Source organism: Anoxybacillus dikiliensis (assembly GCF_050613275.1).
Classification (GTDB): Bacteria; Bacillota; Bacilli; order Bacillales; family Anoxybacillaceae; genus Anoxybacillus.
This window is the reverse complement of sequence record NZ_CP187112.1, coordinates 687794-707219: the sequence shown is the minus strand read 5'-3', so window position 1 is coordinate 707219 and position 19426 is coordinate 687794. Positions and strand designations below refer to the sequence as shown.

At 42.2% G+C, this 19426-nt stretch carries 13 protein-coding genes, 1 tRNA gene, 6 pseudogenes and 1 riboswitch; of the genes and pseudogenes, 6 read left to right on the top strand and 14 right to left on the bottom strand.

Going from position 1 to position 19426, the window contains the following annotated elements; translation table 11 throughout:
* Positions 1-185 precede the first annotated feature (185 nt).
* A pseudogene (locus ACPF7I_RS03815) lies at positions 186-466 on the top strand (IS982 family transposase); the annotation flags it as partial.
* A 26-nt stretch (positions 467-492) separates the two neighbouring features.
* On the opposite strand, the gene ACPF7I_RS03810 reads toward ACPF7I_RS03815, so the two are convergent.
* The 5 genes and pseudogenes from ACPF7I_RS03810 to ACPF7I_RS03790 form a co-directional block, all read right to left on the bottom strand.
* Positions 493-1422 (bottom strand): Rpn family recombination-promoting nuclease/putative transposase, encoded by a 930-nt coding sequence (locus ACPF7I_RS03810; protein WP_430744733.1) that lies wholly within the window; start codon positions 1420-1422, stop codon positions 493-495.
* Between the two features lie 452 nt (positions 1423-1874).
* Entirely contained in the window at positions 1875-4013 is a 2139-nt protein-coding gene (locus ACPF7I_RS03805) for a heavy metal translocating P-type ATPase (RefSeq protein ID WP_430744735.1), read from the bottom strand.
* A complete protein-coding gene (locus tag ACPF7I_RS03800; RefSeq protein ID WP_430744737.1) occupies positions 4006-4374 on the bottom strand; it encodes an ArsR/SmtB family transcription factor in 369 nt (122 codons plus the stop codon). The genes ACPF7I_RS03805 and ACPF7I_RS03800 overlap by 8 nt, the downstream gene beginning before the upstream one ends.
* 244 nt (positions 4375-4618) lie before the next feature.
* A pseudogene (locus ACPF7I_RS03795) lies at positions 4619-4813 on the bottom strand (IS66 family transposase); the annotation flags it as partial.
* A gap of 236 nt (positions 4814-5049) precedes the next feature.
* Positions 5050-5832, bottom strand: a pseudogene (locus ACPF7I_RS03790) (Rpn family recombination-promoting nuclease/putative transposase).
* Positions 5833-6685: 853 nt separating this feature from the next.
* On the opposite strand from ACPF7I_RS03790, the gene ACPF7I_RS03785 reads away from it, so the two are divergent.
* Positions 6686-8344, top strand: coding sequence for an IS1634 family transposase (locus tag ACPF7I_RS03785; RefSeq protein WP_430744739.1), 1659 nt, complete (start codon positions 6686-6688; stop codon positions 8342-8344).
* A 105-nt stretch (positions 8345-8449) separates the two neighbouring features.
* Here ACPF7I_RS03785 and ACPF7I_RS03780 read toward each other — a convergent pair whose 3' ends face one another.
* Positions 8450-8785, bottom strand: coding sequence for a hypothetical protein (locus ACPF7I_RS03780; protein WP_430744740.1), 336 nt, complete (start codon positions 8783-8785; stop codon positions 8450-8452).
* Positions 8786-8965: 180 nt separating this feature from the next.
* Between ACPF7I_RS03780 and ACPF7I_RS03775 the strand changes: the two genes are divergently transcribed.
* The gene (locus ACPF7I_RS03775; RefSeq protein ID WP_219986365.1) at positions 8966-9484 is read left to right on the top strand and encodes a type II toxin-antitoxin system PemK/MazF family toxin; all 519 of its coding nucleotides are present in this window, start codon (positions 8966-8968) and stop codon (positions 9482-9484) included.
* A 413-nt stretch (positions 9485-9897) separates the two neighbouring features.
* Here the strand turns inward: ACPF7I_RS03775 and ACPF7I_RS03770 are convergent.
* A pseudogene (locus ACPF7I_RS03770) lies at positions 9898-10296 on the bottom strand (transposase); the annotation flags it as partial.
* Between the two features lie 102 nt (positions 10297-10398).
* Here ACPF7I_RS03770 and ACPF7I_RS03765 point away from each other — a divergent pair.
* A pseudogene (locus ACPF7I_RS03765) lies at positions 10399-10679 on the top strand (IS982 family transposase); the annotation flags it as partial.
* A 26-nt stretch (positions 10680-10705) separates the two neighbouring features.
* On the opposite strand, the gene ACPF7I_RS03760 reads toward ACPF7I_RS03765, so the two are convergent.
* From ACPF7I_RS03760 to ACPF7I_RS03740, 5 genes and pseudogenes are all read right to left on the bottom strand, one after another.
* Positions 10706-11659: an Rpn family recombination-promoting nuclease/putative transposase gene (locus ACPF7I_RS03760; RefSeq protein ID WP_430744741.1), complete on the bottom strand. Its 954-nt coding sequence runs from the start codon at positions 11657-11659 to the stop codon at positions 10706-10708.
* 213 nt (positions 11660-11872) lie between these two features.
* Positions 11873-12202 (bottom strand): annotated as a pseudogene (locus ACPF7I_RS03755) (type I restriction-modification system subunit M N-terminal domain-containing protein); the annotation flags it as partial.
* Positions 12203-12775: 573 nt separating this feature from the next.
* Positions 12776-13657, bottom strand: a complete 882-nt coding sequence (locus ACPF7I_RS03750; RefSeq protein ID WP_430744743.1) for an Rpn family recombination-promoting nuclease/putative transposase — start codon at positions 13655-13657, stop codon at positions 12776-12778.
* Between the two features lie 161 nt (positions 13658-13818).
* Positions 13819-13891 (bottom strand) — tRNA-Val (locus ACPF7I_RS03745).
* 101 nt (positions 13892-13992) lie between these two features.
* Positions 13993-14625, bottom strand: coding sequence for a hypothetical protein (locus ACPF7I_RS03740; protein ID WP_430744745.1), 633 nt, complete (start codon positions 14623-14625; stop codon positions 13993-13995).
* A 120-nt stretch (positions 14626-14745) separates the two neighbouring features.
* Between ACPF7I_RS03740 and ACPF7I_RS03735 the strand changes: the two genes are divergently transcribed.
* Positions 14746-15282: an HD domain-containing protein gene (locus tag ACPF7I_RS03735; RefSeq protein ID WP_219985493.1), complete on the top strand. Its 537-nt coding sequence runs from the start codon at positions 14746-14748 to the stop codon at positions 15280-15282.
* 20 nt (positions 15283-15302) lie between these two features.
* Here the strand turns inward: ACPF7I_RS03735 and metC are convergent, their stop codons facing one another.
* Together metC and ACPF7I_RS03725 are read right to left on the bottom strand one after the other, a co-directional pair.
* Positions 15303-16442 (bottom strand): cystathionine beta-lyase, encoded by a 1140-nt coding sequence (metC, locus tag ACPF7I_RS03730; protein ID WP_430744746.1) that lies wholly within the window; start codon positions 16440-16442, stop codon positions 15303-15305.
* A gap of 3 nt (positions 16443-16445) precedes the next feature.
* Positions 16446-17549: a methionine biosynthesis PLP-dependent protein gene (locus tag ACPF7I_RS03725; RefSeq protein WP_430744748.1), complete on the bottom strand. Its 1104-nt coding sequence runs from the start codon at positions 17547-17549 to the stop codon at positions 16446-16448.
* A 72-nt stretch (positions 17550-17621) separates the two neighbouring features.
* Positions 17622-17729: riboswitch (SAM riboswitch) on the bottom strand.
* Positions 17730-18250: 521 nt separating this feature from the next.
* On the opposite strand from ACPF7I_RS03725, the gene ACPF7I_RS03720 reads away from it, so the two are divergent.
* Complete coding sequence (locus ACPF7I_RS03720) at positions 18251-18679, top strand: DUF5626 family protein (RefSeq protein WP_043964694.1); 429 nt, start codon at positions 18251-18253, stop codon at positions 18677-18679.
* Positions 18680-19426: the final 747 nt, after the last annotated feature.

Here is a 19426-nt window from a genome sequence, read left to right as displayed (position 1 = left end):
TCTTTATACTTATATTATCAAATAGGTTAGACAGAATCTGTCATACCAAAATATTTTTTAAAAGTCTGAGTTTATATCAAATAACCCATGGTGCTAGATAAAATCGAGCAAACATAAAAATAGCCCTTGCCTGCGGATCTCCTTTAGAATGAAAGTGCGACCAAACATTCGAAAGGAGAATCTCCATGCAAGAGCACTTTCGTTTTACTACAGACAAAACAAAAATTCAAAAACAATATGCAGCGATTTTCTTTTTTGTTTCTGCCCAGCTGTCACACATTCAACGCTATCTTCAACGTCGCAATCGTCATTTGGCGAAACAAGAAGACGCGGTGATCATTGCCATTCATCTTTTAGGCTTGGCTTCTCTTCCGAACGTGCATGGCATCGCTTTGTTACTGGGAACTTGTTCACGAATGGACAGTTTCTCGAACGTTCTTGCCGAGCGCTGCGGTTTGCGATCAAATCGCAAACAGCACCCGACACCGTTCGCTAATCCCCCAACCGCTCCCGTACTTCCTCCTCTGTCATGTCGAGAATATGAGCAACGTCTGTTATATTCATTCCTTTTTCGACCATTTTTCGAATCGTTTCATTTTTCCCTTCTTCTCGACCTTGTTCTAAGCCTTTTTTCAATCCTTCTTTCAATCCTTCTTGTCTTCCTTCTTCCCGACTGCCGCGAATGTTTGAGAGTTGATCAAGGAGCCATTTCAGCCGCATTTCGTATGCGTAACGGTTTTCGGGGTCGACGCTTAAGTTTTGCCATTCTTCTAGCGCTTCTAAAATGTCTTGTTCTGTCATGGCTATTCCCTCCAATTCACGAAACATCTCTTCATCCATTTTTTTCGTTCGTCCATCGACAGCCGACAACATCGTTAGCCATGGCCATTCCGGTGACTGTTTCACTTCTCTCCGATATTTCTTCCATTTTACCATAAATTGTGACAAGTCGAGTACATGAAATTCAAGGTGATGGCTCCAAAGAAACTGTTCTTCGCCTTCACGAATGTGAAAAACGGTATGGAAGCGATCTGTTTCATGTGGGAAAAGGGGATAATTTAAGATGGCGATCATAATCGTTGGAGGGAGGATGTCGTACCGTTCTCCTTTCGATAGTGAAGATGAAAACAACCTTGCCCAGTAATACAATAGCCGTTCGGGCATACCGTATTGTGGGATGATTTGAATTTCAACGTGAATGCGCTCGCCGCGGTTTGTGCGAACGATGACATCTAACCGTCCGATCTTACCGTCTTCTGTTTCTTTCGTTAGTTCGGTGTTTTCAAACTGTACGTCGATGATGCGATCATCTCCAGTCCGATGTAGCAACGCATTTAAAAACGCCATCGTGATTGACTTTCTACTTGGGTGGCCGAACAGTTGTTTAAACATAAAATCCATTTTTAAATCGAGGTATTGCATACAAATCATCCTTTCGTAAAATATAGGGGACAATTTGATTAAAATCGGGAAATAAGGGAAATGCAAAAGTAGAAAATTGAATTTTGCGGAAAATTTTTATGACAAATGGGGTAAAAAAGTGGGAGGATGAACCGTTTTTTAGGTTGAAAATTTAATTTTTGAAGGGAGAAACTGTTTAATTCAGCCCACTTGATCATGTGGCTGAATAGTTACAAAGCGTTTATTCTTCGCTGGACCATATCTTTGGAAACGAATAAAACGGAAAAGAGAAGAAGTTTTGATTAAAGTCTCAGATGACTAGATATCATCCACATCCATTTCAGGGGAAAGCCATTGTCGCTTTGCCTTTTTTCTTTTTAATCAAAGAAAAGGAAGACAAAAGAAAAGCCCCGCAGAGATTTCTCTCCGCAGAGCTTTTCGACATACTTCGGGCGGTGACAGGCACCAAGAGCCTATTCTTTAACTTTTAGCAATCGCATGCTGTTTAATGTTACGATTAATGTTGCTCCCATATCCGCAAATATCGCTAACCATAACGTTAACCAACCAGGCACAATTAACAGTAATGCCAATGCCTTAATCCCTAAAGAGAAAGTAATGTTTTGCTTAATAATCGCTAAAGCTTTGCGGCTCAATTTAATCGTATATGGCAATTTGCTTAAATCATCAGACATTAAGACAATATCGGCTGTTTCTAGGGCTGTATCGGTTCCAGCACCGCCCATCGCCACACCAACGGTTGAAGCTGCAAGAGCTGGTGCATCGTTCACACCATCTCCAACCATCGCCACGCTTTGATGCTTGTCACGAAGCTCTTTGATGAAATTCAGTTTATCTTCTGGAAGTAAATCGGCTTTAATATCGGAAACGCCGACTTGTTTTCCGATGGCTTCGGCTGTTCTTTGGTTATCCCCTGTCAACATTACCGTTTTTTCAATACCGACTTGATGAAGTTTTCGAATAACCTCTTTGGATGATTCTCTTATTTCGTCTGCCACGGCAATTAACGCCAGAATTTCTTTTTCCGTTCCTAACGCCATGACCGTTTTCCCTTGTGTTTGAAGGGTTGTCATTTGTTCTTTTATTTCTGATTGGATGCCATTTGGAAGAAGTTCTTCAAAAAGACCTGGACTTCCGACATAATACATTGCGTTATTTACTTTGGCTTTGACCCCTTTACCTGTAATGGATTGGAATTCTTCAACCGATACATCATTAAAATTCAATCCATCTTCTTCTGCTTTTCTTATAATGGCGGAAGCAAGTGGATGTTGTGAGCCTTTTTCAATGGCTGCTGTAATGGTCATTAGTTCATTTTCATCGCCATTATAAGTGACTACATCGGTGACGGAAGGAACACCTTTTGTTAATGTTCCTGTTTTATCAAAAGCGATGACTTTTAGAGATCCTGCTTCTTCTAAATAGATGCCACCTTTAATTAACACCCCGTTTTTCGCTGCATTTCCAATGGCGGTTACAATCGCAACAGGAGTGGAAATGACCAGCGCACACGGACAACCAACTACTAATACAGCTAGACCTCGATAAATCCATTCGCTCCAATCAGCACCCATAAATAATGGAGGAATAACGGCTAGTAAAAGAGCAAAAATGATAATGGCTGGTGTATAGTATTTGGCAAAACGATCTACAAACGCTTGAGAAGGTGCTCGTTCTGCTTGAGCTTCTTCCACTAAATGGATGATTTTCGAAAGGGTTGTATCTTCCACTCGTTTTGTCACTTTTACTTCCAATAACCCTTCTTCATTCAATGTTCCTGCAAAGACTTCATCACCGACTGTTTTGGTTACTGGAACACTTTCTCCCGTAATGGCAGCCTGATTTAGCGTAGATGTACCCTTGATGACGATTCCATCCATCGCTAATTTCTGACCAGGCTTTACGATCATAATATCTCCGACTTGAATATCGTCAACAGGGACCATCATTTCTTCATTTCCGCGACGAATTAATGCTTCTTTTGGAGCAATATCCATCAACGATTCAATGGATTGACGAGCTTTATCCATGGAATAACGCTCTAAGGCTTCGCTAATGGCGAATAGAATAACAACCGTTGCACCTTCTCCCCATTCACCAATCGCTGCAGCTCCTAAAATCGCCACTGTCATCAGCGTATTCATATCAAAATTCAATCGAACTAGGTTTTTGAAACCTTTTATAAATAACGAATATCCACCGATTAAAATTGCTGCAGCATATCCAATTGTCGCAAAGATATGCTCTTCTCCGTATTGCTTCCCTAAAAACCAACTAATCACAAGCAAAACAGCGGAAATATACACTTTGATGTTCTCTTTTTGCTTCCAAAAAGGTTCACGCTTTACTGCTTTTTCTTTATCTTCCCGAACCTTTAAGTTTTCAAAAGCTCCTGCTTTTTCTAATTCTTCGATGGTTGTTGTACCCCAAACGGTAATTTTAGATGCTCCAAAGTTTACTTTAGCATCTTGAACACCTGGTAATGATTTTACATTATTTTCAAACTTTGCCGCACAGTTTGCACAAGTAAATCCTTGAACACGGTAGGTTTTCATTTCTTTCTCAGATAATTTTGCTTGTTGTTCAGACACGGACTTTCACCTCTTTATCATGTACTAACGCAATCATGATTAACTGCTTAATATGGTCATCATCCAGCGAATAAAATGCTAGCTTTCCTTCTTTTCGATACTTTACAATCCCTTGTTTATAAAGGGTGCGTAAATGATGGGAAGTTGTTGCAACAGAAGCCCCGATGATATTAGCAATATCACATACACATAACTCTTCATCTTGGCAAAGTGAATAGACAATTTTTGCCCTATTTTCATCTGCCAGTGCTTTAAACAACTGGACAACACTAGATATATCTTCTTTTTGCAATTCCCCTTGTATTCGATTGACTTTTTCTTCGTCATAACAATAAATTTCACATGTATCTTTCTTACTCATTCATTATCCCCCTTTCATATTCAAATTTCCGTTTGAATATATTATACCCCCATTTCTTTTATTATTCAAATATTTATTTGAATGAAAAACAAAAAAAGAATGGAATTTAAAAAAATCAACCCAATATTTACCGTGCGATTCATTTAATTAGCTACATCAAAAAATTCTATTGTAACTATTCACTCCGATAGTAGTATGTAAAGAAGCGCAACACAAATAGGGCATCCCCGTAATAGAAAATGCCCTAAGTGGTAGAAAGAACGCGATCAAGCGTGTCACCCGTCAACAGAAGACATAACGAATCCCACACGTTTTTTTCGTGTTTCGTCAGTGTGGAAACGATGCTTCTTGTGATACAAAAAGACTGGGCGAATGTTTCTTCGCGAAACGTACCCGAGATGTTCTCTTTCACTTTGACCATGCGAAGATCGCGTTCGGCTAACAACAGTGCCTGGCACCGTTCGCTAATGAGCATCGCTAGTAAGAGAAAAACCGCAGTGCTGCCAATGAGGCAACGCTGCGGTTTTTATTTTAATACTTCTTCTCGATGATTTAATTCAGGACGTATTTGAACAGTGAATCGATTTTCTGATCGCTCCCCAATCACCTGTGCAACATCATTGACGTGGGACAAAGAGGGACACAACATAGTTGAACAGCACCCGACACCGTTCGCTAATCTCCCAACCGCTCCCGTACTTCCTCCTCTGTCATGTCGAGAATATGGGCAACGTCTGTTACACTCATTCCTTTTCCGACCATTTTTCGAATTGTTTCATTTTTTCCTTCTTCTCGACCTTGTTCTAATCCTTTTTTCAATCCTTCTTCCCGACTGCCGCGAATGTTTGAGAGTTGATCAAGGAGCCATTTCAGCCGCATTTCGTACGCGTAACGATTTTCGGGGTCGACGCTTAAGTTTTGCCATTCTTCTAGCGCTTCTAAAATGTCTTGTTCTGTCATGGCTATTCCCTCCAATTCACGAAACACCTCTTCATTCATTTTTTTCGTTCGTCCATCGACAGCCGACAACATCGTTAACCATGGCCATTCCGGTGACTGTTTCACTTCTCTCTGATATTTCTTTCATTTTACCATAAATTGTGACAAGTCGAGTACATGAAATTCAAGGTGATGGCTCCAAAGAAATTGTTCTTCGTCTTCACGAATGTGAAAAACGGTATGGAAGCGATCTGTTTCATGTGGGAAAAGAGGATAATTTAAGATGGCGATCATAATCGTTGGAGGGAGGGTGTTGTACCGTTCTCCTTTCGATAGTGAAGATGAAAACAACCTTGCCCAGTAATACAATAGCCGTTCGGGCATACCGTATTGTGGGATGATTTGAATTTCAACGTGAATGCGCTCGCCGCGATTTGTGCGAACGATGACATCCAATCGTCCGGTCTTACCGTCTTCTGTTTCTTTCGTTAGTTCAGTGTTTTCAAACTGTACGTCAATTCGCGCTTTATATTTTCCAACCTCACGATAAAGTTCATCTACTTTATATAATACCTGCTGACTTTTAACGCTTTATACAATCGCCGCTCGATAGGGCTTTCGCATTTTATGTATTCATAATCGATGTGTCGTGCCAGTAACGGATTTTTCTTTAATCGAATCTCATGTGAAAGATAGACAATATGATACTCAAACCAAGAAGCCCGAAAAACACAATGTAATCAACTATAACAACATCACCAGTATTATGTTCGCCAGCTGCAAATAAAATAAACCGTCACGATGCGGACAGTTTTACATATCCCAGAAATCGCTCATTCTGACATTGGGATTTTAGGCGGGAATGGCGTTCTCACTTGGAAAGTGCCGAATTGACCGTTATATCAACGTCATGTGATTCAGTTATATCGGGATCATATGTCGCGCCCTGGGCGAAGTCAGGGCGCTATTTATTACTGAATAGTCGGGACTAAAACGACTTTTCATCGCTCAAATTTGAGCAGTGCGAATAATCTATTTGCCGAATAGGCGAGACCAAAATCCTTTTTTCTTCTTCTCATCTTCCTCTTTGGCCGCTGCGATCATTTTGCGTGTCTCCATAGACTCCTTGAGGACTGCATGAGAAGTTCATCCCTTTTCTTTAGGTTTTTCTCTATGTATTTCTGTTGTTGATCTAACCTCATCATCAGTTCTTTTAGCAACTCGTTTTGTTTGGCGACCATTTCCTTTAGCACTTGTATATCATCGTTATAACTCACATTTCGCGCCCTCTCGACAAAAATCGGGAGGATTTTTTTATCTTCATGTCGAATGAATCTTTGAAACACAAGGAAAGCAAAGGAGTTTCTATATCATGAGCGTTCAAATCCGTGCCATTTATGAAAGTTCTTATTTGAATATAATAAGCACCATTTTCAAGGATCTTGGCCTCCCTCGGTTGATTGATCGTCTCGTTCCCGTGGACTCTCAATGCCAAACTCGAGCCAGCGACGTTGTCTGGCTGCTTACCTTGGATATCTTGAGCGGTCGGCAAGCACTCGTTCATTTGGAACGATGGGCGCATGACATCGATTTGCCTAAGCTGATCCGACCAGGGCTTTCCCCCTCTTGGTTCAACGACGATGCCATCGCGCGCCATCTCGATCGACTGTACGACGCCAATATCCACGCGGTTCTTTCCGCCTGTCTTGTGCAAATTTACAAGAAAGAAGGAATCCCTCTTCGGGTGTTCCATGCCGATACGACCGATGTATCGGTTTACGGTACGTATGAATCGGCCTCGCCGGATGCCTTGCAGATTACGCATGGCTACAACCGGCATCATCGTTGGCAAAAGCAGATCGGATTTGGGCTGATTGGCAACGAGGATGGCATCCCGTTTTATGGCGATGTACACGACGGCAACCTGCCGGATAAGACGTGGAATCCCGAGGTGTTGTCCCGTGTGCAGAAACAGCTGAAGCAGGCGAAGATCGAAGATGAATGGATTTATGTTGCCGATTCTGCCGCCATGACGAAAGACACACTGGCGCAAACGAAGGCCGCCAACGCCTTTTTGATCACAAGAGGCTCTTCTTCGCTCCGGATCGTCAAAACCGCGCTGGCTAAAGCTGATGCCCAAGACACGCCGTGGAGCGATTCGTTCTCCTTAGCGGAGAAAAACGGAGCCACCTACCGGGTGTGGGAAACGACATCGACGTACGAAGGTCATTCGGTCCGGTTGATCGTCGTTGAATCCAGCGCGCTCGACCAACGAAAAGGAAAGACGCTCGAAAAAGAGCGAAACCAAGAAGCAGAGCTTCTTCGGCAGAAACAAACCCAGTGGGAAAGCCGTCTGTTTTCGTGCCGGGAAGACGCCGAACAAGCCCTAGCGTCTCTAAAGGCGTCCCTTCGTCTCCGGTTCCATCGCGTCGAGGCGTCGGTCGAAGCGATCGTGCGTCCGAAAAAACGGCGCGGACGTCCGAAAAAAGGGGCGGAACCGGACATGGAAACGCTGTACGCCCTTCGCTTGAACGTGGAATTCGACCAAGATGCGTGGGAACAGGCGAGACGGAAAGCGTCCCGGTTTGTCCTTGTCACGACCGTTCCGGAGGAATGGAAAGGTCAACCGATGGATGCGAAAGAGATCTTGAAGTTGTATAAAGGCCAAATCTCGGTGGAAATGAACTTCTCTTTCTTGAAAGACCCGTTCTTTACGGATGAGATTTACGTAAAAAAACCGGAACGGGTCGCGGTATTGGGCTATTTGTTTCTGTTGGCCTTGGCGATTTACCGCGTCTTCCAGCGCCGGGTGCGTCAGTTCATCACCCCGGAACACCCATTAAAGGGCGCGGGAGGCCGGAAACTGACCCGACCGACCGGACAAGCGATTTTTCAATTGTTTTGGTATGTCAGAGTCGTCCTGTTGGAACTGCCGGATGGACGAATTCAACGCGCGTTAGGTCAACCGCTCACGTACGAGCAGCGAAGGATTCTGCAAGGATTAGGGATGGACGAGAGCATTTACGTCTAATGGGATAAAGAACGACCAACGATGGTAAAAAAAGGATACCATCGCTTTTGGTGTTGGTTTAAAAGTTATTCTAAAAAACTGAATAAAAAATCCTTTTGTTCCGCCCTACCAAGGTGCGAAATATGAGTTATAACGATTAAATCCCGATTTTTTCTCTATAACGCTGACCGCTATATTTGAATGCCGAACCCATGCCATTACTGCTTCTGCCGCTTGTTCTAGCGTCATATCGTTACTCTGTTTTATCTCCATGAAGCGCTTCAAGACTATAACGTCTCTTTCGAAATAGCCTCGCTGTCCTTTGTCGTTGACGTGAAACTTGTATCCCGCGTCTTGGAGGATGAGGGCATACTTTCTCAAGGTGGGCTCCTTTATGCCCAGCAAAGCACACACATCACTTGGCTCCATTAATATTTGTCCTTCGTTCGTATCACCCGTCATAGCGCCGTTACCTCCCGTTATAACGCTGTGATATTAATCATTCTATTGTCGCTTCGGTATATCCTGCAACGGCAAAATGATGGGAATGTATAGCAAAAAATATTGCAGCGTTGCCGAACTTTAAGGGTATGATGTGATACAATCATGAGCGTGATGTATAAGAGGGAGAGGTGGAGTAAAATGGAATCAGATGCAATTCAACGTGAACGTTTACGTTTAAAAAAAGTGGACAAAAAAGCAAAACTAGATGAATGGCATCCCAAAAAGATCGCATTAGCAAACGAATGGATTGAGAATGAACAAACACAGATGAAGCGCCCGATCATACGAGGATCCATTTTCACTTGTGAACTTGGAGAAAATATCGGCACAGAACAAAACGGAGAGCGGCCGGTGCTTGTTCTTTCCAACGACTGGATTAACCGCACATCCGGAAATGTTAAGGTAGCTCCTTTGTCTACAAAATTAAAAACCCAAACCGTTACAGATCGAAAAGGGAAAACCAAAGTAGTACCTCGTTTAAAGACACATTACTTTCTTCGAAAGGAAGTTTATCCGTTTTTAGCGCAGACTTCTGCGGTAAAGGTAGAAGAATTAACGACCGTCAACAAAGTACGATTAAAGCAACATATCGGCAATATAAACGAGGATGATTTAAATAAGATTATGAACCGTGTAAAATGGGTATTTGACCTGTAACGTACTTACAACGTATTTACAGTGTATTGACAACGTATTGACATTTCCCTAGGTTTTTTCTATACTTAGAGTACAAATTACGTTGTCTGTCTCGTCACAGACCATTTCACACGTAAAAAAAACGTGGATTCGTTTGTTTTGCAACGGAGAGGAGAGCCTAAATGGTTCCTCTCTTTGCATATTATCAGCAAAAAACTCATAACTTAATGATAAGTTGCCTGCCGCGTCGCAGGCCATTTCACCTCGTCAGTGGGGGATTCATAGTTTTTGCCCCAGTACTTCGGTGCTGGGGTTTTATGTATTTATCGGGAAGGATTTCTCGCAAAGAAAATCTACAAATTGATGCTTACATAACAAAGAGGGACGATTTTTTGCACATAGCCCTGTCAAGTAGACATTAAAAAAAGAGTACATTAAGCTGCGGCCTTTTCTCGATATTCAATCGGGGAAAGGTCGTTCAGTTTTTCTTGAAAACGACTGTGATTGTAAAAATGAATATACTCTTGAATAGCCTGATACGCCTGTTCCATCGTTTTTGGGTGCACCAAATACAACTTCTCTGTCTTTAGATGTGAGAAGAAACATTCGATACATGCGTTATCATGGCAATTTCCCCTTCGAGAATGGCTTCCTTGAATCTTGAGTTCTTCGAGCTGGTTTTCATATGATTTTGTTGTGTATTGGAACCTTTGATCTGAATGAAGAAGGGCATTCTAACCAAATGGCTTCCCATTCAGTTGTTTGATTGTATTCAAAACCAACTCAAGATCATTTCTTTCCGATAGCTCCCATGGAACAATTTCATTGTTATAGCCTGTGGTGCTAGATAAAATCAAGTAAGCATAAAAATAGCCCTTGCCTGCGGATCTCCTTTAGAATGAAAGTGCGACCAAACATTCGAAAGGAGAATCCCCATGCAAGAGCACTTTCGTTTTACTACAGACAAAGCAAAAATTCAAAAACAATATGCAGCGATTTTCTTTTTTGTTTCTGCCCAGCTGTCACAAATTCAACGCTATCTTCAACGTCGCAATCGTCATTTGGCGAAACAAGAAGACGCGGTGATCATTGCCATTCATCTTTTAGGCTTGGCTTCTCTTCCGAACGTGCATGGCATCGCTTTGTTACTGGGAACTTGTTCACGAATGGACAGTTTCTCGAACGTTCTTGCCGAGCGCTGCGCTTTGCGCTCAAATCGCGAACAGCACCTAGCACCGTTCGCTAATCTCCCAACCTCTCCCGTATTTCCTCCTCTGTCATGTCGAGAATATGCGCAACGTCTGTTACACTCATTCCTTTTTCGACCATTTTTCGAATCGTTTCATTTTTCCCTTCTTCTCGACCTTGTTCTAATCCTTTTTTCAATCCTTTTTTCAATCCTTCTTTCAATCCTTCTTTCAATCCTTCTTGTCTTCCTTCATCCCGACTGCCGCGAATGTTTGAGAGTTGATCAAGGAGCCACTTCAGCCGCATTTCGTACGCATAACGGTTTTCGGGATCGACACTTAAGCTTTGCCATTCTTCTAGCGCTTCTAAAATGTCTTGTTCTGTCATGGCTATTCCCTCCAATTCACGAAACATCTCTTCATCCATTTTTTTCGTTCGTCCATCGACAGCCGACAACATCGTTAGCCATGGCCATTCCGGTGACTGTTTCACTTCTCTCCGATATTTCTTCCATTTTACCATAAATTGTGACAAGTCGAGTACATGAAATTCAAGGTGATGGCTCCAAAGAAACTGTTCTTCGTCTTCACGAATGTGAAAAACGGTATGGAAGCGATCTGTTTCATGTGGGAAAAGGGGATAATTTAAGATGGCGATCATAATCGTTGGAGGGAGGGTGTTGTACCGTTCTCCTTTCGATAGTGAAGATGAAAACAACCTTGCCCAGTAATACAATAGCCGTTCGGGCATACCGTATTGTGGGATGATTTGAATTTCAACGTGAATGCGCTCACCGCGGTTTGTGCGAACGATGACATCCAATCGTCCAGTCTTACCGTCTTCTGTTTCTTTCGTTAGTTCGGTGTTTTCAAACTGTACGTCGATGATGCGATCATCTCCAGTCCGATGTAGCAACGCATTTAAAAACGCCATCGTGATTGACTTTCTACTTGGGTGGCCGAACAGTTGTTTAAACATAAAATCCATTTTTAAATCGAGGTATTGCATACAAATCATCCTTTCGTAGAATATAAGGGACAATTTGATTAAAATCGGGAAATAAGGGAAATGCAAAAGTAGAAAATTGAATTTTGCGGAAAATTTTTATGACAAATGAGGTAAAAAAGTGGGAGGATGAACCGTTTTTTAGGTTGAAAATTTAATTTTTGAAGGGAGAAACTGTTTAAATTCAGCCCACTTGATCATGTGGCTGAATAGTTACACCCCTTGTAGGGAAGGGTTTTCATCTTCTAACAATTCAAAGGCTTTATTAATGACCGCTCCCACATCTTGGGAGTGGGATTGAATATAACTCCAACGTGCTTTTTCAGGTACGAAAAATTGATGTTCATCGCGATCATACCAACCGTAATCTTCGCCTTCTTCTTTTTCAATCCGCTCAGCGGTTTCGACAAACACATCGTTTAATCGTTTTAAAAACAACATTCCAAAAATATAGTTTTTATAGTCAGAAGAATCAATACTGCCACGCAATATATTCGCTGATTCCCATAAATGAGATTCAAGTTGTTGTAGCGTTAACTTGCTCATACTGTTGCCTCCGTCTTTTCTTGTTCTTTCATCTCTTACAACTTTAACTATAACAAAAATTCCTATTGTAAACTACTGTCATTTGAAAACATGCGAAACCCAGCTATGCTTCGATAGCTGGGCAGACGGTTGAAAATCACTATGGTGCTCATCACTACATTTCCAAGGAAAAACTAGCGAACCAATGTTTTTTTTATATACTTGTTCAAGGAAATTTACCGTTTGTCAAGTACATGTTTTGATGATGAACCAAAATTAAAAAATGAGACATTGTTGTTAATTACCTTAGCTATTTTCAATCCAATCCCTTCTTCACTATAAACGATAGTACTAATGACGCTCTTATTTAGAAGGATTGATGATTTTTAAATGTTTGTCAATGAAAATTTTTATCACCCTCATACTTACGGACACACGCACAATGACAACAAAATGAGAACATCTTAAGAAATATTCGTGATAATTTGCAACGTTAGAAGAAAGCGTTTTAAACGGCAAACGAACATCATATTGGCACCTACTCATTGTAAAACAAAAAACTGCCGTCGCCAAAAAGGTCGACGACAGTCCCCCCTACTCCAACAACCGCTCCACTTCTTCTTCCGAAAGGTCCGTGACGTTCGCAATGTCTTTTACACTCATCCCTTTTTTCGCCATCGTTTGTACAAGACGTTTCATTCCTTGCTTTATTCCTTGCTTTATTCCTTGCTTCACCCCTTCTTCTTTTCCTTTTTCTAACGCCTTTTGTTCATAAGAAATAATCAATTCCATCACTTGTTCTTTTTCTTTCGTCTCCATTTCATTCACCTCGCTTCGTAGTCTTCGTTCTTCTTCATCGGATCGTTTGATATATGTTTCAAAAAAGCCAAACAATAATCGTTGTTTCGCTTCGTCTAACTCCAACCGGACAAGCATGCGTAAAAATTGTTTTTTCAGTTCTACTCGTTCGCTTTCAGTATATCCCATTTTGCTTAGCAGTGCAGCAGCGATTGGATTGTCTTGACGAATGTAGTTTCGCCAGTTTTGTTTGCGCAATTCGACAGTAAAAAAACGAAAGTCAAGCACGTGGCCAAAAGGAAATTGGAGGGTAAATGTCGATGGTTCGTCGCGGATCGTATCGTAGCTAAATACAGCAATTGGTACAATGTTTTTACGGTACTTTTCAAACAAACGGCTAAAATAAATAAACATCCGTTCAGGAAATGATGGTTGCACGTAGCTTTGGTTTTCGATATGCACAATGACAAGCCCATCTTCGCCTTTTAACTTCGTTTCGACAAGCACATCGACACGATACTTTTCTCCTGCTGTCACATCGGTGAACAGCTCCTCGGATAAAAACGACAAATGGTGAAAGTCGATATGCTCATGCATCTCCGGAAAAAAGAGAACAATAAATTCCTCAAAAAACGTTTGAATCAGCTCTTTAAACAGACGGTCATGATCAATGGACATATAGTCACCTCGCATACAATGATTTCGACGTTTTTATTCGACAACATCGACGATTTTCCTGCATACAAAATGTGGGTGAATTCTCGAACATGCTCGGCAGTCAGGAGGAGGGGAGAAACAACAAAAAACCCGAGCTCTTTCATTGAACTCGGGTTTTGCGATGATTCCGACTGGGCTCGAACCAGCGACCTCCACCCTGTCAAGGTGGCGCTCTCCCAGCTGAGCTACGGAATCGTATGTCGTTGTGTTATCGAACACATTTTTCATTATACGTACTGTCCATTACTTTGTCAAATACTTTTTTAAAAAATTTTTAGCCATTGCGTATGCAACGGCTAATGGCGGATGAAATCGATATGGGTTGCTTGAAAGAGGCCGTCTTTATATTCGTATGAGACAATTAAACTGCCGATATATTCGCCCCTTTTTCTTTCCAACAATAAAACGGCCTTCAATTTTTGTTTATCGACGGCGTATTTTAAAAAGCGATTGAATGTTGTCTTTATCCCCTTCCCGCCTTCGCGATTGTGCGGAATGAGCGCGTGGACATGACCGATAATCAGCTCTGTTCCTTCGTCCGTCTCGTTCATTTTGACGCTCTTTAAAATGATCGGACGCGGATCTTCGACAAGGACTTCCTCAATGCCGTTTCGTTGATGAGATAACACATGCACCTCGTTTTTATACGTTCCGTTTCCGCGCGCTTTTATGAGAAAAACAACAATATCTTCCTTTCCATCTTCCGTAACGTCCATGGAATACAATTGCGGAAGTGCATTCGGATCGTTTACATGCTCCCATTCTGGAAACGTATACGTCTCCTTTCCGACATGTAGCGTTAAGTTACGGAGCCACTCTCCATCTTCTTTGCCACATAGCTGTACGTTCGCTTCATCCAATTTTTTCGTACACACGTCCCCTTGAGCCGACACGACCGTCATAACTGATAATAATAAGGATAAAAACATACGCGTCCTCCAAACCTTTTTTCACTTAGTATGAAGAAAAAACAGAAAAAATATGTATTGCCTTTCCTAAAAGAGACATGATATGATAATTAGAAAAACATTCGAAAGGGATGGTGAGCTATGAGACGTGTCACATTAACTGACATCTTCCTTCACCCCATCACTCAAAAATATTTGAAACGTTCAGGCGTCGCGCACGCCATCGCTACCGCATACCACGCATATCGCCTCGCCTTGCTTTATGGAGTGAACGTCGATTTAGCGACAAAAGCGGCACTGCTTCACGATATCGGTCATTATGAATGGTACTCAAACGGAACGTGGGACTATGAAACATATAAACAAAACGATATTCATGCGATTAAAGGGGCAGAACGAGCGCATAAGTTACTTATTCGACTCGGCGAACACCCTCAACATGCGAAAGAAATTGCCCTCGCCATTTTGCTTCACACCGATTCGTACCTTCCAGAAGGAGAATTAAAACGAAAGCCGCTCCAGACGATCGTCAAACTTGCCGATGAAGCGGATGAAGAACCGGGCGGTAAACATCATTATCGCCAAATCGATGACGAACTCGCCTTGAAAAAAATTCAACAACTTGATCGCATGGTCGAACAGCAAATGAAGCGTGATGCGCTCGACCAAATTAGCTAAGGCTAGGCGATGTGCCTAGCCTATACATATGATAACGCCTGTTCCACATCAGCAAGCAAATCATCGGTCGCCTCTAATCCAACACTTAAGCGCAACAAGCCGTCCGTAATGCCGCGGCGATGGCGCTCCGCTTTCGGCATAGCGGCATGCGACATTTTCGCCGGATACGACAAAATCGACTCGACCGCCCCGAGACTGACCGCAAACACAGGGATGCGCGCATGTTTCACAAACGTCCGCACCGCTTGTTCGTCCTCCAATTCAAACGACAGCACCGCACCAAATCCGCGCGCTTGATCGCGATGAATGACGTGCCCTTCATGAAAAGAAAGCCCAGGATAATATACGTGCGCGACTTTCGGATGACGATGGAGAAACTGCGCCAGCTGCAACGCCGAACGTGAAGCATAATCTAACCGAACGTGAAGCGTTTTTAACCCGCGCAACACGAGCCACGCATCTTGCACGCCAAGCACCGCCCCGAACGAATATTGCAGTTTGCGCAGCTCTCTCGCCAAGCGCGCATCTTTTACAACCGCAAGTCCAGCTACAACGTCGCTATGGCCAGCTAAAAATTTCGTCGCGCTATGCAAAACGACATCGACACCGAGATCAAGCGGACGCTGTAACAAAGGAGTCGCAAACGTATTATCTAAAAACGTTAAACACCCGTGCGCCTTAGCGAGCTTCACAACCCCGCGAATATCCGTAATTTTCAATAGCGGATTCGATGGCGTTTCCATATAAATGACTTTCGTGTTTGGGCGAATGTGGCGCGCTACCGCATCTAAATCAGTCATATCGACAAACGTATGCTCGATGCCAAATCGGCTCAATACATCGGTGAGGATGCGATACGTTCCACCATACACATCATCGGTAATTAATACGTGATCCCCTTTTGACAACAATAAAAATGCTGTTGAGATGGCAGCCATGCCGGAAGCGAACGCAAAACCGCTCGCTCCACCTTCTAATTCCGCAATTGTCTCCTCCAACGCCTCGCGCGTCGGATTACCCGAACGGCTATAATCGTATTTGCCAAACGTATCAAAATCAAACTGGTGAAACGTTGACGCATGATGAATCGGGACGCTAACTGCCCCTGTTTGCGCATCGATTCGCCATTTATTGTGAACGAGTTGCGTTTGCAAGTCCATCTTTTACACCTCTTTCACGCGTTGAAACGCTTGAGTTAAATCGGCAATTAAATCGTCCGCATGTTCAATGCCGACAGAAAAACGCAACAGGCGATTACACACCCCGTTTGCGATGCGAACATCCTCTGGAATATCCATATGCGTTTGCGTCGCTGGATACGTAATAAAACTTTCGACACCGCCTAAACTTTCCGCAAATGTAATGAGCTTTAAACTTCGTAAAAAAGCATTCACCCACTTTTCATCGCGCACGCGAAACGACAACATTCCTCCTCTTCCCGGATACAATACGTCCGTCACATCTTCATGTTCGACTAAAAATTTATATATCGCCTTTGCGTTTTGTTCGTGCTGGCGCATGCGAAGCGCAAGCGTCTTCATGCCGCGAATTAACAGCCATGAATCAAACGGAGACAACACCGCACCGATGGCGTTATGATACATCGCCAGCTGTTCACACAATTGTTTTCCTTTGGCGACAATGAGACCGGCTAGCACATCGTTATGTCCGCCTAAATATTTTGTCGCGCTATGAACGACGATATCAGCTCCTTTTGTGAGCGGCTTTTGCAGTACAGGGGTGTAAAACGTATTATCGACGATAAGAAGCAGCCCATGTTGTTTCGCAAACGCCGCGACCGCTTCGATGTCCGCTTCTTGCATTAAAGGATTCGTTGGCGTCTCTAAAAAAATCGCTTTTGTTTTTTCAGTCACATATACCTTTACCGCATCAACATCGCGAAAATCGACGTATGTAAACGTCATGCCGCATTTGCGCCATCCTTTTTCAAACAAACGATACGTCCCGCCATATAAGTCGGCAGAAACGAGAAAATGGTCGCCGCTTTCAAACAGCGCAAACACCGTTTGAATTGCTGCCATACCTGAACTACAAGCGAAACCTTGATCTCCTTCTTCTAGCTGTGCAATCGCTTCTTCGACAATATGCCTTGTCGGGTTGCCGGTTCGAATGTAATCGTACCCTGTCGATTGTCCGATTCCTTCATGACGATACGCCGTTGAAAAATATACTGGCGGATTGACCGTCCCCGTCGCTGTCTCGCTTCGATTTCCAATTTGCGCTAACCGTGTTTCGATATGACTCATTCGCTCTCTTCCTTTCTAAAAAAATAAAAGCCTTCAAAGAAGAAGGCTTTTTTGTCCATAGACAATCGCTTCTTCTTATCTTCCGAATTGAATGCCAATTCGCTGGATTTAGCACCTGACCGTTTCCGGCTGGTTGCTGAAGCTTCATCGGGCCAGTCCCTCCGCTTCTCTCGATAAGAACGCAAAACAATATCGAATTTTCTGATTTTAAATTAATGTACATCATTTACAACAAAATTGCAACTGTTTTCTTCACTAAAAGTTGTGCTTGATTTTTTCGCAACATGCCCCCCTCGCGCTTGTAAGGAAAAATCAGTGAGTCAATGATTTTTGCAAATCCTTGTCTAGGAGAGCATATCGCTTGTCAAGCACATGTTGTGATGATGAACCCCTTTTTTATATAAAAAACAACAGATAAGTCTTATCTGATATAACGGAACGCATACCTCCTTATATAGGAATATGACAAACCTTATTTTTTACAATAATGTGAATTATATAGAATTTTGGACTATAAATCATGTAAAATATATCTTAAATTATAATTACTAGGAGGTATTCCAATTAAAAAAATTCTTACTCTTACAATATTTCTGACTAATATTTTTGTATTCGGGTTTTACGAGTCTTTTTCATATGCATCAGAACTATCTGTTACAGAAGAAACAGAAAACGAAAAAGAGGTTGTCGTTCAGTTCGATTTGTCTAATCAAGAAAAACACGAGATAAGTATCGTCGATGAATTTGGGAAAGAAATAACCTTTATCGTTGAGCCCTTTATTTTATCGGAAAGCATGAATTATGACAAGGTAAGTGTATTTTCGTATCAACATCTTTTTCCATATGGGAAGTCTACTTACCAAGTAAAAGCAACAACCCCTTATATGGGAATTAGTTATTTTATTGATGTTAACATTCCTAACAATATCGAACAATCTCAAATTATTAAAGCTTATTCCTATGATTATTGGATTATCGGAGGAACTCTGAATAACATTACTTTGAATCATACGGATAAAACAGCTAAGTTTTCTGCTGATGTATCATGGTTAGGAGGACTTGGTGGAGCAAATGTTTATGTTAAGGCAATTTTATCTGGGAATCTTCTTACTATAAGTACAAGAATGTAGGACGATTAATAAATATTCACTAGCTCTAAGAATGATTTTTATTATTTAATTGAAAACTAATTACTAAGGACGGAGAGCAATGGGATACTTTTCACTTGTAGCCATTATTATTTTTGCATTTTCACTATTTTTTCTTTTGAAATGTGCTTACCAGCTAAAAAAAAATAGCGATATACAAATTAAACAAAACGAACACATTATCCAATTACTAATAGAACAAAATCATAAAAAGAGATAATATCAATACTTCAAATTCTGCATTCAAATCGTTACAGTTTCCTGTCAACTACCCCCACTTAGCTAACGCTTGAAGCGGGGGCTTGCAACTCCCCAGAAGTGCGAACGGACTTCGTCCTCCTTCCTTGACTTGGGGTTGCATCAGGGGCAGGTTGACGACTACCCAACGACATAGGTCATGCCTATATCGCTACCGAGTGGCTCGGCATGTCTGTAGGCAGTACTTGACTTCCACGCACAACAGACGGATGTACGCTCGATGTTTTACGGTTGCAACGTTTCCTGCAACCAACTCCCTACATCGAGTAACGGGGATTGGAGTGCCTTGATTCAACGGTTTTCTCCACATTCTTATTCTATCATATACACTTATTCTATCATATACAAAAGAAAGGAGGAAGGGCGATTCCTCCCCGACTTTCGCTCTCGCTTAGAAGTCGGGGTCTCCTCGCCAAAGATGATGAACAAAATACACAGATCCAATAGAACCGACAACACTGTGTCAATAGC

Coding starts and splice junctions, on each gene's coding strand:
- ACPF7I_RS03775 (WP_219986365.1), top strand. CDS start 8,966: ATGGAATCAGATGCAATTCAACGTGAACGTTTACGTTTAAAAAAAGTG.
- ACPF7I_RS03760 (WP_430744741.1), bottom strand. CDS start 11,659: ATGCAATACCTCGATTTAAAAATGGATTTTATGTTTAAACAACTGTTC.
- ACPF7I_RS03780 (WP_430744740.1), bottom strand. CDS start 8,785: ATGACGGGTGATACGAACGAAGGACAAATATTAATGGAGCCAAGTGAT.
- ACPF7I_RS03750 (WP_430744743.1), bottom strand. CDS start 13,657: ATGTCCATTGATCATGACCGTCTGTTTAAAGAGCTGATTCAAACGTTT.
- metC (WP_430744746.1), bottom strand. CDS start 16,442: ATGGACTTGCAAACGCAACTCGTTCACAATAAATGGCGAATCGATGCG.
- ACPF7I_RS03810 (WP_430744733.1), bottom strand. CDS start 1,422: ATGCAATACCTCGATTTAAAAATGGATTTTATGTTTAAACAACTGTTC.
- ACPF7I_RS03740 (WP_430744745.1), bottom strand. CDS start 14,625: ATGTTTTTATCCTTATTATTATCAGTTATGACGGTCGTGTCGGCTCAA.
- ACPF7I_RS03725 (WP_430744748.1), bottom strand. CDS start 17,549: ATGAGTCATATCGAAACACGGTTAGCGCAAATTGGAAATCGAAGCGAG.
- ACPF7I_RS03785 (WP_430744739.1), top strand. CDS start 6,686: ATGAGCGTTCAAATCCGTGCCATTTATGAAAGTTCTTATTTGAATATA.
- ACPF7I_RS03800 (WP_430744737.1), bottom strand. CDS start 4,374: ATGAGTAAGAAAGATACATGTGAAATTTATTGTTATGACGAAGAAAAA.
- ACPF7I_RS03735 (WP_219985493.1), top strand. CDS start 14,746: ATGAGACGTGTCACATTAACTGACATCTTCCTTCACCCCATCACTCAA.